At 67.3% G+C, this 14,459-nt stretch carries 9 protein-coding genes; 3 read left to right on the top strand and 6 right to left on the bottom strand.

Annotation, left to right across the window (positions count from 1 at the left end):
- Positions 1 to 86 precede the first annotated feature (86 nt).
- From JMF82_RS01215 to tal, 3 genes are read left to right on the top strand one after another with little or no spacing between them, the layout of a single operon-like run.
- Entirely contained in the window at positions 87 to 2,255 is a 2,169-nt protein-coding gene (locus JMF82_RS01215) for a primosomal protein N' (RefSeq protein WP_201312709.1), read from the top strand.
- Positions 2,256 to 2,305: 50 nt separating this feature from the next.
- The gene (locus JMF82_RS01210) at positions 2,306 to 3,595 is read left to right on the top strand and encodes an NAD(P)/FAD-dependent oxidoreductase (protein WP_201312708.1); all 1,290 of its coding nucleotides are present in this window, start codon (positions 2,306 to 2,308) and stop codon (positions 3,593 to 3,595) included.
- A gap of 38 nt (positions 3,596 to 3,633) precedes the next feature.
- Positions 3,634 to 4,587 (top strand): transaldolase, encoded by a 954-nt coding sequence (gene tal / locus JMF82_RS01205; protein ID WP_201312707.1) that lies wholly within the window; start codon positions 3,634 to 3,636, stop codon positions 4,585 to 4,587.
- 809 nt (positions 4,588 to 5,396) lie between these two features.
- Here the strand turns inward: tal and JMF82_RS01200 are convergent.
- From JMF82_RS01200 to rpoH, 6 genes are all read right to left on the bottom strand, one after another.
- Entirely contained in the window at positions 5,397 to 6,863 is a 1,467-nt protein-coding gene (locus JMF82_RS01200; RefSeq protein ID WP_201312706.1) for an efflux transporter outer membrane subunit, read from the bottom strand.
- Positions 6,850 to 8,049: an efflux RND transporter periplasmic adaptor subunit gene (locus tag JMF82_RS01195; RefSeq protein WP_236585238.1), complete on the bottom strand. Its 1,200-nt coding sequence runs from the start codon at positions 8,047 to 8,049 to the stop codon at positions 6,850 to 6,852. Before JMF82_RS01195 ends, JMF82_RS01200 begins: the two co-directional genes overlap by 14 nt.
- Positions 8,042 to 11,245, bottom strand: a complete 3,204-nt coding sequence (locus JMF82_RS01190; protein WP_201312704.1) for an efflux RND transporter permease subunit — start codon at positions 11,243 to 11,245, stop codon at positions 8,042 to 8,044. Before JMF82_RS01190 ends, JMF82_RS01195 begins: the two co-directional genes overlap by 8 nt.
- Positions 11,246 to 11,358: 113 nt before the next feature.
- Positions 11,359 to 12,789 carry a HAMP domain-containing sensor histidine kinase gene (locus JMF82_RS01185; RefSeq protein WP_201312703.1) on the bottom strand — a complete coding sequence of 477 codons (1,431 nt, stop codon included), beginning with the start codon at positions 12,787 to 12,789 and terminating at the stop codon, positions 11,359 to 11,361.
- Positions 12,786 to 13,484 (bottom strand): response regulator transcription factor, encoded by a 699-nt coding sequence (locus JMF82_RS01180; RefSeq protein ID WP_201312702.1) that lies wholly within the window; start codon positions 13,482 to 13,484, stop codon positions 12,786 to 12,788. The genes JMF82_RS01185 and JMF82_RS01180 overlap by 4 nt, the downstream gene beginning before the upstream one ends.
- 111 nt (positions 13,485 to 13,595) lie before the next feature.
- A complete protein-coding gene (gene rpoH / locus JMF82_RS01175; RefSeq protein WP_201312701.1) occupies positions 13,596 to 14,453 on the bottom strand; it encodes an RNA polymerase sigma factor RpoH in 858 nt (285 codons plus the stop codon).
- Positions 14,454 to 14,459 lie beyond the last annotated feature (6 nt).

Raw genomic sequence — 14,459 nt, 5'->3', positions numbered from 1 at the left:
ACCGCCGCCGGCAGACCATTCGCCCGCGCATGCACGCTTCGTCCCCTCGTGGCGGGCCGGTTACACTGGGACGTCACGAGGTATGCATGCCCGCCGTCCAACGCGTCGCCCTCCCGGTTCCCCTGCCGACCCTGTTCGACTACCTGCCTGCTTCGACGGGCCGGGCGGACGTGGGCAGCCGGGTGCTGGTGCCGTTCGGCAAGGGCAAGGCCGTGGGCGTGGTGGTGGAGGCGAACGTGGAGTCCGCCGTCGGCAACGCCCGCCTCAAGCGGGTGCTCAAGGTGCTGGATGAGGGCCCGCTGCTCGACGCCGAGCTGATGGCCACGCTGGCCCGGGCGGCCGACTACTGGCTGGGCGCGCCGGGCGAGGCGTATGCCAACGCGCTGCCGCTGGCCCTGCGCGAAGACCGACCGCTGCCCGACCTGCGCGAGGAAGCCTGGGCGCTGACTGCGGCCGGACGCAGTGCGCTGGACGCCGGCAGCCGCCGCGGTGGCAGCCGCGCGCTGCTCGAAGCGCTGGCGCGCGGCCCGGTGACGGCCGGCCTGCTCCACGAGCTGCTGCCGGGCTGGCGCGACGCCGCCCGGCGCCTCGACGAGGCCGGCCTGATCGAGCGCACCGAAATCACCGGTGCCACGCCCGTCCCGACCAGCACGCCGCCCGAGCTCATGCCCGAGCAGCGCCAGGCGGTCGACGCCATCGCCGAGTCGCTCGGCCGGTTCCAATCGTTCCTGCTCGATGGCGTCACCGGCAGCGGCAAGACCGAGGTCTATCTCGCCCTGATCGAACAGGTCGTCGCCCAGGGCAAACAGGCGCTGCTGCTGGTGCCCGAAATCGGGCTGGCGCCACAGACGGTACGCCGCGTGCGGGACCGCCTGGGCGTCGCGGTGGAGGTGCTGCATTCCAATCTCGCCGAAGGTGATCGCGCGCGTGCCTGGCTGCGCGCGCGATCGGGCGAAGCCAAGGTGATCCTGGGCACGCGCTCCGCCGTGTTCACGCCCCTGCCCCACGCGGGCCTGATCGTGGTGGACGAGGAACACGACGGCGCCTACAAGCAGCAGGAGGGCTTCCGTTACCACGCCCGCGATCTTGCCCTGCTGCGCGCCCGTGCACTCAACGTGCCGGTGGTGCTGGGGTCGGCCACGCCCTCGCTGGAATCGCTGGCGAACGTGCAGGCCGGCCGCTACCGCGCCCTGCACCTGCGCGCGCGTCCCGGTGCGATTCGCCCGCCGCAGGTGCAGATCGTGGACATGCGTGCGCAGCGGCTGGAGCACGGGCTGTCTCCCGCCCTGCTGGCCGCGGTCGCCGACACCGTGGCGCGTGGCGAGCAGGCGCTGGTGTTCCGCAATCGTCGCGGCTACGCGCCGGTGCTGCTCTGCCACGCCTGCGGCTGGCATGCCGAATGCCCGCGCTGCGAACACCCGATGACCTTGCATGCGGGGCGTCGCCAGCTCATCTGCCATCACTGCGACTACACCGCGCGCCTGCCTGCACAGTGCCCCGCCTGCGCCGCGCCGGACCTCAAGCCCCAGGGCCAGGGCACGGAACGGCTGGAAGAAGCGTTGGCCGCCCAGTTCCCCGACGTGCCGGTACTGCGCATCGACCGCGAGACCACGCGCCGACGCGATGCCTTCGAGCAGTTGCTGGAAAGCCTGCACGAGGATCGCCCGGCGATCCTGGTCGGCACGCAGATGCTGGCGAAGGGACACGACCTGCCCAATCTCACCCTGGTCGCCATCGTGGGCGTGGATGAGGGCCTGCACAGCGTGGACTTCCGCGCGAGCGAGCGGCTGTCCCAGCTGGTGGTGCAGGTGGCCGGCCGCGCCGGTCGCGCGCGCAAGCCCGGACGCGTCTTGCTGCAGACGCATCACCCCGACCATCCGTTGCTGCGCCAGCTGCTCGCGCAAGGCTACGCCGCCGCCGCGGCCACGCTGCTGGATGAGCGCCGCAGCGTCCAGCTGCCACCCTACGGCCACCAGGTATTGCTGCGCGCCGAAGCGCACCAGCGCGAGCACGTCGATGCGTTTCTCGCCGATGCCGCCCACGCACTCGCCGGGGCACCGCTGCAACTGGCCGGCCCCATGCCTGCGCCGATGCCGCTGCGCGCGGGCCGGCATCGCGGCCAATTGCTGATCGAGGCGGAGACGCGCGGCGCGCTGCACACCGCCTTGCGCCCCTGGTATCGCATGCTGTCGACGCTGCCTTCGGCACGTCGCGTGCGCTGGTCGCTCGACGTCGACCCCATCGATCTCTACTGACGGGGCACGGCGTGGCTTCCCATGATTCCCGACTTCATACGAGGCATCACATGGAAGACAACGCATCCCCCGGCTCGCATCCTCGCGTCGTCATTCTCGGCGGCGGCTTCGGTGGCCTGGCCGTGGCGCGCGGACTCGCCGATACCGGCGCCAGGGTCACCCTGGTCGATCGGCGCAACCACCATCTGTTCCAGCCGCTGCTCTACCAGGTCGCCACCGCTGGGCTTTCCGCGCCATCGATCGCCGCGCCATTGCGACAGATCCTGCGAGGCCAGCCCAACGTCACCGTGCTGATGGACGAGGCGCGGGGTGTCGATCTCTCCCGCCGCCGTGTCACGCTCGACCGGGGCATGCTCGACTACGAAGTGCTCGTCGTCGCCACCGGCGCGACACACGCCTACTTCGGCCATGACGACTGGGAACCCCATGCGCCCGGCCTCAAGACGCTGGACGACGCCTTCACCATCCGCCGTCGCGTGCTGCTCGCCTTCGAGCGCGCCGAGCGCGAAGACGACCCGGCGCAACGGCAGGCCTGGCTCAACTTCGTGGTGGTCGGCGGCGGCGCGACCGGCGTGGAGCTGGCCGGCACGCTGGCCGAGATCGCGCGGCATACGTTGCCGCGCGAATTCCGCCGCGCCGACCCGCGCCAGGCCAACGTGCTCCTGGTGGAAGCCGGGCCACGGCTGCTGCCGGCCTTCGCGCCGGAGCTGTCCGAAAAGGCACGCCGCCAGCTAGAAAAGCTCGGCGTGGAAGTGCGCCTGGATACGTCGGTCACGCGGATCGACGCCCAAGGCGTGATGCTGGGCGACACGCCCCACGCAGCGCGCACCGTGTTGTGGGCCGCGGGCGTGGCCGCTTCACCCCTGGGTCGCCAGCTCGGCGCGCCGGTGGATCGCGCCGGGCGTGTGCTGGTCGAGCCGGACCTCAGCGTACCGGGCCACCCCGAGGTGTTCGTGATCGGCGACCTCGCCAGCGTCACCCAACCGGACGGCAGGCCGGTACCGGGCGTAGCGCCCGCCGCCAAGCAGATGGGGCGCTATGTCGCCGCGACGATGAAGGCCCGGTGGCAGGGCAAGACCTGCCCGCCGTTCCGCTATCGCGACGATGGTTCGCTGGCCACCATCGGACGCATGGCTGCCGTCGCCCAGTTTGGCCGTCTGAAACTTTCCGGCCTGCTCGCCTGGTGGGTGTGGCTGGTGGCGCACATCGCCTTCCTGATCGGCTTCCGCAACCGGCTGGTGGTGATGCTGGACTGGGCCTGGGCCTACTGGACCTACCAGCGCCACGCCCGCATCGTCACTGGCGCCGATGAGACGGCCACTTTGCCCCGGGACGCGTAGCCGTGGACAATGGACGTCTTTTCCTGCCGGACAACGCCGTGTCTTCCCAACTCGAACAGCTGCGCCAGTACACCACCGTCGTCGCCGATACCGGTGACATCGACGCCATCGCCCGCTACCACCCGGTCGACGCCACCACCAACCCGTCGCTGCTGCTGAAGGCGACGGAATCGGCGGCGTACGCACCGCTGATCGACGAATCGGTGCAACGCGCAAAGTCCGAAAGCAACTCGCGCGAACAGCAGCTGATCGACGCCGGCGACCATCTCGCCGTCGCCGTGGGTCGCAAGATCGTCGAGCTGGTGCCCGGCCGTGTGTCGACCGAAGTCGATGCGCGCCTCTCGTTCGATACCGACGCCACCATCGCCAAGGCCGAACGCCTCATCGCGCTGTACGAAGAAGCCGGCGTGAAGCGCGATCGCATCCTCATCAAGATGGCCTCCACCTGGGAAGGCATCCGCGCCGCCGAAAAGCTCGAGAAGCGCGGCATCAACTGCAACCTCACCTTGCTGTTCTCGTTCGAGCAGGCCGTGGCCTGCGCCGAGGCCGGCGTGTTCCTGATCTCGCCGTTCGTCGGCCGCATCATGGACTGGTACGTCGCCAACACCGACACCAAGAGCTACGCACCGGAAGAAGACCCGGGCGTGAAATCGGTGCGCCGCATCTACGCCTGGTACAAGAAGCACGGCTTCGACACCGTGGTGATGGGCGCGAGCTTCCGCAACATCGGCCAGATCCAGGCCCTCGCCGGCTGCGACCGCCTCACCATCAGCCCCGACCTGCTCGACAAGCTGCAGCAGGACCACTCGCCGCTGCCGCGCGCGCTGCAGGACGATGGCACGCGCGAGGCAAAAGTCGCCCCGCTCACCGAAGCCGCCTTCCGCTGGGGCCACAACGAAGACGCCATGGCCACCGACAAGCTCGCCGACGGCATCCGCAAGTTCGCCGTTGATCAGCGCAAGCTGGAAGCGTTGCTGGCGAAGAAGCTGTAAGGGCTCTTTCATCCGCAATGAAAAACGCCCCGGTACGGGGCGTTTTTTTTGAACAGTGCACGGCCCTTGTAGGAGCGCACCCAGTGCGCGACCGCGGCGTTACGGAGTCACCGCTTCGTTGGCTTTTCGCGCACTGGGTGCGCTCCTACATGCAGTAGGTAACGTCGTCGCGGTCCCCACCCTCACCCCAGCCCTCTCCTCGCTCCTCAAAGCCGCGGCCATCCATGGCCGCTCCCCGCGTGCCCCGGAGGGGAGAGGGGGAAAGGGTATGGCACCCCATAGGCTTCATCACGGCTCAGCGAAGTGGCTTTAAGTCCTCTTCGCGATGACGCGTCGCGGTATAGCGGCTCCGTTCGAGGTAGTAACAAGCGCATCACGGCTGGCCTCGATCGGCCGACGCTTCTATCCCACGTACTGCCATGAGCCCTGGCTCTGAAGGCCATTTTCTTTGGGTTACTTTCGACGCGAAGCTAGTCCCCGTGGGATCTTTGACTCCGGGCGTTCCGCCCTCCGCCCTTCGGGCCGGCTTCGCCGTTCGCACGCGCTCCTGCGCGTGCGTGGGCCAGCAAAAGAAAAGTGACTCGGCGGTCCCACGGGACTAGCTTCGCGTCGTCCCACGGGGACTAGCTTCGCGTCGCCGGCAGGACGTCGAAACGCCCGCCGCGTAAGCGGCAACCTGGTCGTATCGCGACAGCCGAAGACTGGACACTACTGGATCCCGGCCTGCGCCGGGATGACGACCATGGAGACTGTCGCGAAAGGCTGTCGCGCACAGGGTGCGCTCCTACAACACAAAGAAGGAGACGGAGCTACTTCTTCGCCTGCGCCTTCGCATCCTTCGCCAACACCTCCGGCGAAATATCCCCACTCTCCCAACCACCGCCCAGCGCCCTCACCAATCCCACGCTTGCGCGCAGCTGGTTGGTCTGCAGCCCCAGCAAGGTCAGGTGCGCATCCAGCGATGCCACCTGCGCCGTCACCACGTCGAGGTAACTGTTGGCGCCCTGCTTGTACAAGGCCATCGACAGGTTGAGCGTATGGTCCGCGGCCGTGGTGGCGTCGCCCTGGTCAACCAACGCACTGCCATAGTTGTTGAGCAGCGACTGGTTGTCCTCCACCTGCTGGAACGCCGTGAGCACCGTGCCGCGGTAATGCGCGCTGGCCTCGTCGAAGGCCGCGTGCGCCGCATCCACCTGGGCGCGGCGACGCCCACCGTCGAAAATGTCCACCAGCAGGCTCGGCCCCAACGCCCACACCTGGCTCGGCGCGGTCAGCAGGTTGCCCCATGCGCCGCTGCTGAAGCCGCCGCCGGCGCTGAGCGTCAGGGAGGGAAAGAAGGCCGAACGCGCCACGCCGATCTGCGCGTTCGCTTCCGCCGTGCGCCGCTCCGCGGCCGCGATATCCGGGCGGCGCTGCAGCAAGGTGGACGGCAGGCCCACGGGAATCACCGGCAATGCCGGCAGATCCGTCTTCGCTTCCAGTGTGAAGCTCGACGCCGGCTGGCCCACCAGCACGGCAATGGCGTGCAGCAACAGGTCGCCCCTGTGTGCCTTGGTCTGCGACAGCTGCGAACGCGTGGAAGACAGCTGCGTCTGCGCACGGTTCACGTCCAGGCCCGACACCGCGCCGCCCGCCTGCAGCGTGCGGGTGAGCTGCAGCGCTCGCTGGTAGGCATCCACGCTCTTTTGCAACAGGTCGATCTGCCGATCCAGGCCAACCAGCACGAGGTAGCTGTCGGCGAGCTGTGCCTCCAGGCTCAGGCGCACCGAGGCGAGGTCGGCAGCCGACGCCTGCATCGAGGCGCGACCCGCGGCGACGTTGTCGTGCACGCGTCCCCACAGGTCCACTTCGTACGTCGCCTGCCCGGTCAGCGAATAGGTGTCGTACCAGGTGGGTGAGGTGGGCCCGCGCAACGCCGAGTTGTCGGACTGGCGATTGCGGATCGCACCCGCGCCAAGCGCCACCTGCGGAAACAGATCGGCGCGCACCTGCTGCAGGAAATCGCGCGACTGCTGGTAGCTGGCCAACGCCGCGGCGAGATCCGCGTTGTGCGCCAGGAGCTGGCCTTCGAGATCGTCCAGGCGCGCATCGCCGTACAACGTCCACCACCCTTCGCGAGGCAGCTGGTCGGCGGGCGCCGCCGTGGTCCATGGGCCGGCCGGCTGATAGTGATCGGCGACCGGCGCTTCCGGCGTCTTGTACGCCGGCGCCAGCGAGCACGCGCCCAGCGCGAGCGTGGCGGCCAACGTCAACGCGAACGACTCAGGCTTTTTCATGGGGCTTCGCCGCTGCCTGCGGATTCTTGGCGATGCGCACCGGATCGCCGTCGACCAGACCGTCCGGTGGATTGCTGATCACGCGATCGCCCGCCTCCAGGCCCGAACCCAGTTCCACCGATTTGCCGTAATCGCGCCGAATGGTCACCGTCTTGAACTTCACCTGATCATTCGCATCCAGCGTCGCCACGCGCAGCCCCTTGTCGTCGAAGATCAGCGCTTCGGCCGGCACGCGTACGCCAAGTGCGGCGGTGGCGAGGTTGAAGCTGATGCTCGCGTAACTGCTGGGCAGCAGCTTGCCGTCCGGGTTGTCCACCAGCAACTGCACCAGGGTCGTGCCCGAGGTCGGCGAGATCGCGCGCGCATCGGCCTCGACCTTCGCGCTGAAGGTCTTGCCCGGATACTCGGGCACGGTCAGCGTGGCCTCGTCGCCGCGATGGATGCTGGGCGCATACACCTGCGGCACGCGCACGTACACGCGCAGCTTGCTGGTGTCCGATACCTGGAACAGCGGCGTGCCGCCACCGCTGTCGGCGGTGACCAGGGCGCCCACGTCGGTGTTGCGCGCCGTCACACGGCCATCGAACGGCGCGATGATGCGCGCATACGACTTCAGCGCCTTCAGTCGATCGACGTTGGCCTGCGCCGCGTTGGCCTGCGCCTGCTTGGCGGCGAAGTCGCCGTTGTACTGGTCCACCGACTGCTGCGATACGGAATCGGGATCGGTCTGGTGCAGCACCTGCCAGCGCTTGGCGGTGGTGGCCGCGAGTGCCGCGTTGGCCTTCGCGCTGGCCAGGTCGGCCTGGGCCTGCAGCAGTTGCTGATCGAGGTCGGGCGTGTCGATCTCACCGAGCAGGTCGCCCGCCTTCACCGTCGCACCGATGTCCTTGTTCCAGGACTTCAGGTAACCGCTGGTGCGCGCGTAGATGGGCGCATTGGTATAGGCGTCCATTTGCGCGGGCAGTTCCAGCGGCGACTTGCCGTTGCCCGCCTCGGGCGTGGTGACGACCACGGTGGGGATGGCCTGCTCGTCGGTCCACTGGCGCAGGCTGCGCGCATCGGAGATGCGTACCGCCACGCCGACGACCACGACCGAGCCGAAGACGACGGCACCGATCAGCGCGGCCAGGCGCAGGCGACGCGGCGACGGCGTCGATTCGGGAAGCGGATGGAGATGCTCAGACATGGACGGGTTCTCCGGCAACGGGGGCCGAATCGGAGGCGCGACCGCGTCGCGCATGCACGATGGAAAAGACGACGGGGACGAAGATGAGGGTGGCGGTGGTGGCAAACAGCAGGCCGCCGATCACGGCGCGGCCCAGCGGCGCGTTCTGTTCGCCGCCATCACCCAGGCCCAGCGCCATCGGCACCATGCCGATGATCATGGCCAGCGCGGTCATCAGTACCGGCCGGAAGCGCACGAAGCCCGCTTCGCGCGCCGCCAGCGTGGCGTCACCATGGAACGCCAGGCGCTCGCGGCAGAAGCTCACCACCAGCACCGAATTGGCGGTGGCCACGCCCATGCACATGATGGCGCCGGTGAGCGCGGGCACCGACAGCGTGGTCCGCGTGACGAACAGCATCCACACGATGCCGGCCAATGCGGCGGGCAGCGCGGTGATGATCACGAACGGATCGGTCCACGACTGGAAGTTCACCACGATCAGCAGGTACACCAGCACGCCCGAACCCAGCAGGCCGAACAGCAGGCCCGAATAGGCATCGTTCATGGTCTGCACCTGACCGAGCAGCGCGATGTTCGCGCCCTTGGGCTTGGCCTTGGCGGTGTCCTTGAGGATCTGCTGGATGTCGGCGGCGATCGCGCCGAGGTCACGCCCCTGCGTGGTGGCGTAGATCTCCACCATCGACTGGATGTTGTACTGGCTCACGACCATGTTGCTGTGCGTGCGCGACACATCCGCCAGCGCGCCGAGTACCTGCGAGTTACCCCCGTTCCTGGCGGTGATCGGCAGGTTGGCCAACGAGGCCAGCGAATCCAGGCGATATTGCGGCACCTGCGCCGAGATCGGATACGTGACGTTGTTGTCGGGATTGAGCCAGAACGTGGGCGCCACCTGCGAGGTGCCGGAAAGATCGGCCACCAGGCTGCTGGTGACGTCCTGCTCGGTCAGGCCCAGCAAGCCCGCGCGCGTGCGGTCCACGTCGATGCGGAACGCCGGCGAGGCCTGCGACTGCTGGATGCGCGCATCCGCCACGCCCGGAATCTTGCGGATGCGGTTGAGCAGCAGGTTCGCGTATTCGAAGTTCTGGTCGAGATGGAAGCCGCGGATCTGCAGGTCGATCGGCGCCGGCGAACCGAAGTTGAGGATCTGGCTCACGATGTCCGCCGGCGGGAACGAAAACACCGTGCCGGGAAACAGCCGCGGCAGCTTCTCGCGCAGGATCTTCACGTACTCGGCACTCGGGCGATGGCCTTCCTTCAGCGAGACCTGGATGTCGCCATCCTGCTCGCCGATCTGTCCGGTGTTGTTGTAGATGGTGTTGATCGAGCTGGAGTACTGGCCGATGTTGTCCACCATGGCCTCCAGTTCGTCCGGCGGAATGACCTGCCGGATGGCCTTCTGGATGTCCGCGAACTCGGCCGATGTCACTTCCACGCGCGAACCTACCGGCACACGGGCATGCACCAGGATCTGGCCGCCGTCCACGTCCGGGAAAAAGTTGCTGCCCAGGCCCGGCAACAACAGGAACGACAAGAGCACGAAGGCGAGGAAACCCGTGACGAACACCTTGCGATGCCGGAGCGCGAGATCGAGCATGCCGCTGTAGCCCGCCCGGAACACCTCGAAGCGATCCACGAAACCGCGCTGGAAGCGGCCCAACGCCGACTTCGGCGGCGGCAACGGCAGGTGCTGGCCGTGCTCGTCCACGGTCGGCGGGTGCTCGTGCAGCAGGTACTTCGCCATCGTCAGCACCAGCGTGCGCGACAGGATGAACGAGAAGATCATGGCGAAGATCACCGCCTCGGCCATCGGCACGAACAGGTAGCGCGCCACGCCAGGCAGGAAGAACATCGGCACGAACACGATGCAGATGCACAGCAACGAAACGAAGGCGGGCACGATGATCTGCGACGAGCCGTCGACGATCGCCGTGATCACGTCCTTGCCCTGCTCCAGGTGCCAGTTGATGTTCTCGATGGTCACGGTGGCCTCGTCCACCAGGATGCCCACCGCGAGCGCGAGGCCGCCGAGCGTCATGATGTTGAGCGTCTGGCCGATGGCGGACAGCGTGAACACCGAGCCGAGCACCGCCAGGGGAATCGAGGTGGCGATGATCAGCGTCGATCGCCAGCTGCCCAGGAACAGCAGGATCATCAGGCTGGTCAGCGCCGCGGCGATCACGCCTTCCCGGATCACGCCATCGATCGAGGCGCGCACGAACAGCGACTGGTCGCCGATGGGCGTGATCGTGAGATCGCCGGGCAGCGCGTCCTTCATGCTGGCCAGGCGGTCGCGCACGCCCGCCACGATGGCGAGCGTGGACGTGGAACCGTTCTTCAGCACCGACAGCAGCGTCGAGCGCACGCCGTCGACGTGCACGATGTTGGTCTGCGGCGGCGCGCCGTCGCGCACGTGGGCCACGTCGCGGATGTAGATGGTCGCGCCGTTGACGTTCTTGACCGGCAGGTTTTCCAGCTCCGCCACGCGCTCGGCCGCATTGTTCAGCAGCATCACGTACTCGTACTTGCCGATCTTCTGCGTACCGATCGGGCTGATCTGCTGCTGCGCGGCGAGCGCGTTGGCCACGTCCTGCGCCGAAAGGCCGCGCGCCTGCAACGCGGCGGGATCGACATCGAGCTGGATCTGGCGTGTCTTGCCGCCGAACGGATAGGGAATCGCCGCGCCGGGCACCGTCACCAGCTGCGGGCGCAGCAGGTTGAGGCCAAGGTCACCGAGCTGCTGTTCGCTCAGGCCCTTGCCCGACAACGCGAGCTGCAGGATAGGCACCGTCGACGCGCTGTAATTGACGATCAACGGCGGCGTCGCGCCCGGTGGCATCTGCTTGAGCAGCGTCTGCGCGACCGCGGTCACCTGCGCATTCGCCGTCGCGATGTTCACGCCGGGCTGGAAGAAGATCTTGGTGATGCCCATGCCATTGAGCGATTCCGACTCGATGTGCTCGATGTCGTTCACCGTGGTGGTGAGCACGCGCTCGAACGGCGTATTCATGCGTCCGGCCATCTGGTCGGGCGTCATGCCGGTGAACTGCCATGCCACGGCGATCACCGGGATGTTGATGTCCGGGAAGATGTCGGTGGGCGTGCGCACCGCCGACATGACGCCGAAGATCAGGATGGTCAGGGCGAGGACAACAAAGGTGTAGGGCCGCGTGAGCGCGATCCGGACGATGCCAAGCATGCGGGGGATTTCCGTGCGCGAATGATGCGTCGCGACAAATTTTCGCATGCACTTGATGCGCCCGGCTCACCCGGACGCATGAAGATAATTTCATGTTGCCGGCAAAGCGGCCGTCACACGATGGCAGGCGTGACTTCCGGCATGGATCGCGAGAGGCAGGTGCCCGGTTTTTCACCGGGCGCGAGCGGATAGCAATACAACGTGAGACGCGCACCACTGCCTGCTTCGCCGATGTCCAGCGCATAGCCATGCAGGCGCACGATCGCGCTGACGATGCTCAGGCCCAGACCGGAACCCGCCGTCGTGCGGCTGTTGTCGCCGCGATAGAAGCGACGCGTCACCGCATCGCGCTCATCGGCGGGAATACCCGGGCCGCTGTCGACGATATCCACGCGCGGGCCGCGCTTGTCCATGCTTGCACGCAAGCTCACCTGTCCGCCCGGCGGCGTGAACTTGATGGCGTTGCCCACGAGGTTGGCGAGCGCCTCGAACAGCAGGTGCGCGTCGGCGCGAATCGGCGTCAGCGCCTGGATGTCCAGCTCGAACGGCTGTCCACGATCCTCGGCCACCGGTGCATAGAACTCGTGCACCTGCCTCAGCACCTGGCCCACGTCCACCTCGTCGAAGCAGGCGGCACGGTTGCGGTCTTCCAGCTCGGACACGCGCAGCAGCGCGCGAAAACGCGTCAGCACCGCATCGATGTCGACCATGCAGGCCTCGATGAGGGTTGCCTCGGGCTGGCCTTCCAACTGCTGCTGCGTGCGGTACAGGCGGGCGCGCAGACGCGTGAGCGGCGTGCGCAGGTCGTGGGCGATGTTGTCGCACACGCCCTTCACTTCGTTCATCAGGCGCTCGATCTCGCCCAGCATGGTGTTCACGATGCCGGCGAGCTGGTCCACCTCGTCGCCACGGCGGCTTACCGGCAGGCGCTTGGAAAGGTCGCCCTGGCGGATCGGATCGGTCGCCTCCTGCAAGGCGCGGATGCGCTTCTCCGGTCCCCGGCGCAGCAGGAAACCGCCGAGCAGGCCCGGGATGATGGTGAGCGATATGCCCCACAGCAAGGCACGGCGGATGATCGCGCCGATGCCGTCGATGGTGCTGGTGTCCTTGGCGATCACCAGGATGTCGCCATTGGGCAGCTCCGATGCGAGGCCACGCGCACGCACGCGCTCGGCATCGCGATCGGGACGCGGCAGGCCGTGCGCAAGCTGGTGCACCTGCCCGTCGCGTGGCAGCGCGCGCGGCAGGTTGTCGATGTTGCCCGCCAGCGGACGATGCTCGTGGTCGAACAGGCCGACCGACATGATGCCGTGCGGATCGATCTTGCTCGCCGCATCCACCGTCGCCGGCAGGCGATCGGGCTCGGTGGACCCGATGTAGTGCATGCGCTGCAGCAGCATCTGGTCGATGACATTGTTGAGGTAGCGCGTGGTTTCCCACTGGATCACGCCGACCAGCACGAAACCCCACAGCGCGAACAGCGCGCCGTAGATCATGATCAATCGCGACGTGGCCGAATGCCAGGCGTTGGGGCGCGCGTTCATGGCGTCACCGAGGCGGTTTCCTGCGCGACCGTCAGCATGTAGCCGGTGCCGCGCACGGTGTGGATGAGCGGCGGTTGTCCCGCCGTGTCGATCTTGCGGCGCAATCGCGCGATGTGCACGTCGATCACGTTGGTGCCGGGGTCGAAGTGAAAACCCCACACCGTTTCGAAGATCATCGTGCGCGTGAGCACCTGGCCGGAATTGCGCATGAGGAACTCCAGCAGGCGATATTCGGTGGGCAGCAAGGTAAGCGGCTGGCCGTCGCGATAGGCGACATGGCTCACCAGATCCAGCTCGAGATTGGCGACGCGCAGGCGCTGCACGGCCTGCGGTTGCCGCCTGCGCAGCAGCACTTCCGCGCGCGCGGCCATTTCGTCCGGCGCAAACGGCTTGGTGAGGTAATCGTCGCCACCGGCGCGCAAGCCGCGCACGCGTTCGTCCACGTCGCTCAATGCGCTGATCATCAGCACCGGCGTGTCGACCTGCGCGCGGCGCAATTCGGCCACCACATCGATGCCATCCATGCCGGGCAGCATGCGATCGAGCGTGATGAGGTCGAAGCCATCCTGCCTCGCGCGCTCGAGCCCTTCGCACCCGTTGGCCACCCATTCGGCGGCCATGCCATGCACGCTGAGCTCGGCGACGATTTCTCGCGCCGTGGTTTCGTCGTCTTCGATGACCAGCACTCGGGCCATGGCTAGGAAGCTAGTGCGTATCCAGTGACAGGAACGCGGAGCCTTCCCTGTCCCCGCAAAAAGCCAACGGCCCCGAGCGGGGCCGTTGGCATGTTACGCCGTTCGATGCGCTTACGCGGCAAACAGCGAGCGCATCTTCTTCATGGCATTCGCCTCGACCTGGCGGATGCGTTCGGCGGAAACGCCGTACTCATCGGCAAGATCCTGCAGCGTCGCCTTGTCTTCGTTCAGCCAGCGGCGCTGGATGATGTCGCGCGAACGCTCGTCCAGCTTCTGCAGCGCGGTCGACAGCGTGTCGAGCTGGTTGTCGGCCTGGTCGGCGTCGGCCACGTTCTCGTACGGATCGGCGCCTTCGTCGATCAGGAACGCCTCCGGTGCCGGCTTGGCATCTTCCTCGGCATCGGCCGGGGCTTCGAAGCCGATGTCACGGCCGGACAGGCGCGATTCCATCTCGCGGACGGTCGCTTCCGGCACGCCCAGGTCCTTGGCCACGGTGCGCACTTCCTCGGCGTTCATCCAGCCCAGGCGCTTCTTGCTCTTGCGCAGGTTGAAGAACAGCTTGCGCTGCGCCTTGGTGGTGGCCACCTTGACGATGCGCCAGTTGCGCAGGATGAACTCGTGCATTTCGGCACGGATCCAATGCACGGCGAAACTGACCAGGCGCACGCCCTGGTCCGGGTTGAAGCGCTTCACGGCCTTCATCAGGCCGATGTTGCCTTCCTGGATGAGGTCGGAAAGCTGCAGGCCGTAGCCGCTGTAACCGCGGGCCACGTGCACCACGAAACGCAGGTGGGACATCACCAGTTTGCGGGCCGACTCCAGGTCGTCGCTTTCGTTGTAGCGACGCGACAGGGACTGCTCTTCTTCCTGGCTCAGCACCGGGATCCGATGGACCGCCGAGATATAGGCATCCAGACTGCCGACGACACTCGGCACCGGCAGGTTGGCGGTCACCAAAGCTTGAGACATGTGTGG

This window comes from Dyella sp. EPa41 (assembly GCF_016586165.1).
In the GTDB taxonomy this organism is placed as follows: Bacteria; Pseudomonadota; Gammaproteobacteria; order Xanthomonadales; family Rhodanobacteraceae; genus Dyella.
The sequence above is the reverse complement of the archived record's forward strand: the minus strand, read 5'-3'. Positions and strand labels throughout refer to the sequence as shown.

Bases quoted from the DNA above. Each gene is read 5' to 3' on its own strand.
- JMF82_RS01215 (WP_201312709.1), top strand. From the start codon at position 87: ATGCCCGCCGTCCAACGCGTCGCCCTCCCGGTTCCCCTGCCGACCCTG.
- JMF82_RS01210 (WP_201312708.1), top strand. From the start codon at position 2,306: ATGGAAGACAACGCATCCCCCGGCTCGCATCCTCGCGTCGTCATTCTC.
- JMF82_RS01200 (WP_201312706.1), bottom strand. From the start codon at position 6,863: ATGAAAAAGCCTGAGTCGTTCGCGTTGACGTTGGCCGCCACGCTCGCG.
- JMF82_RS01195 (WP_236585238.1), bottom strand. From the start codon at position 8,049: ATGTCTGAGCATCTCCATCCGCTTCCCGAATCGACGCCGTCGCCGCGT.
- JMF82_RS01190 (WP_201312704.1), bottom strand. From the start codon at position 11,245: ATGCTTGGCATCGTCCGGATCGCGCTCACGCGGCCCTACACCTTTGTT.
- JMF82_RS01185 (WP_201312703.1), bottom strand. From the start codon at position 12,789: ATGAACGCGCGCCCCAACGCCTGGCATTCGGCCACGTCGCGATTGATC.
- JMF82_RS01180 (WP_201312702.1), bottom strand. From the start codon at position 13,484: ATGGCCCGAGTGCTGGTCATCGAAGACGACGAAACCACGGCGCGAGAA.
- rpoH (WP_201312701.1), bottom strand. From the start codon at position 14,453: ATGTCTCAAGCTTTGGTGACCGCCAACCTGCCGGTGCCGAGTGTCGTC.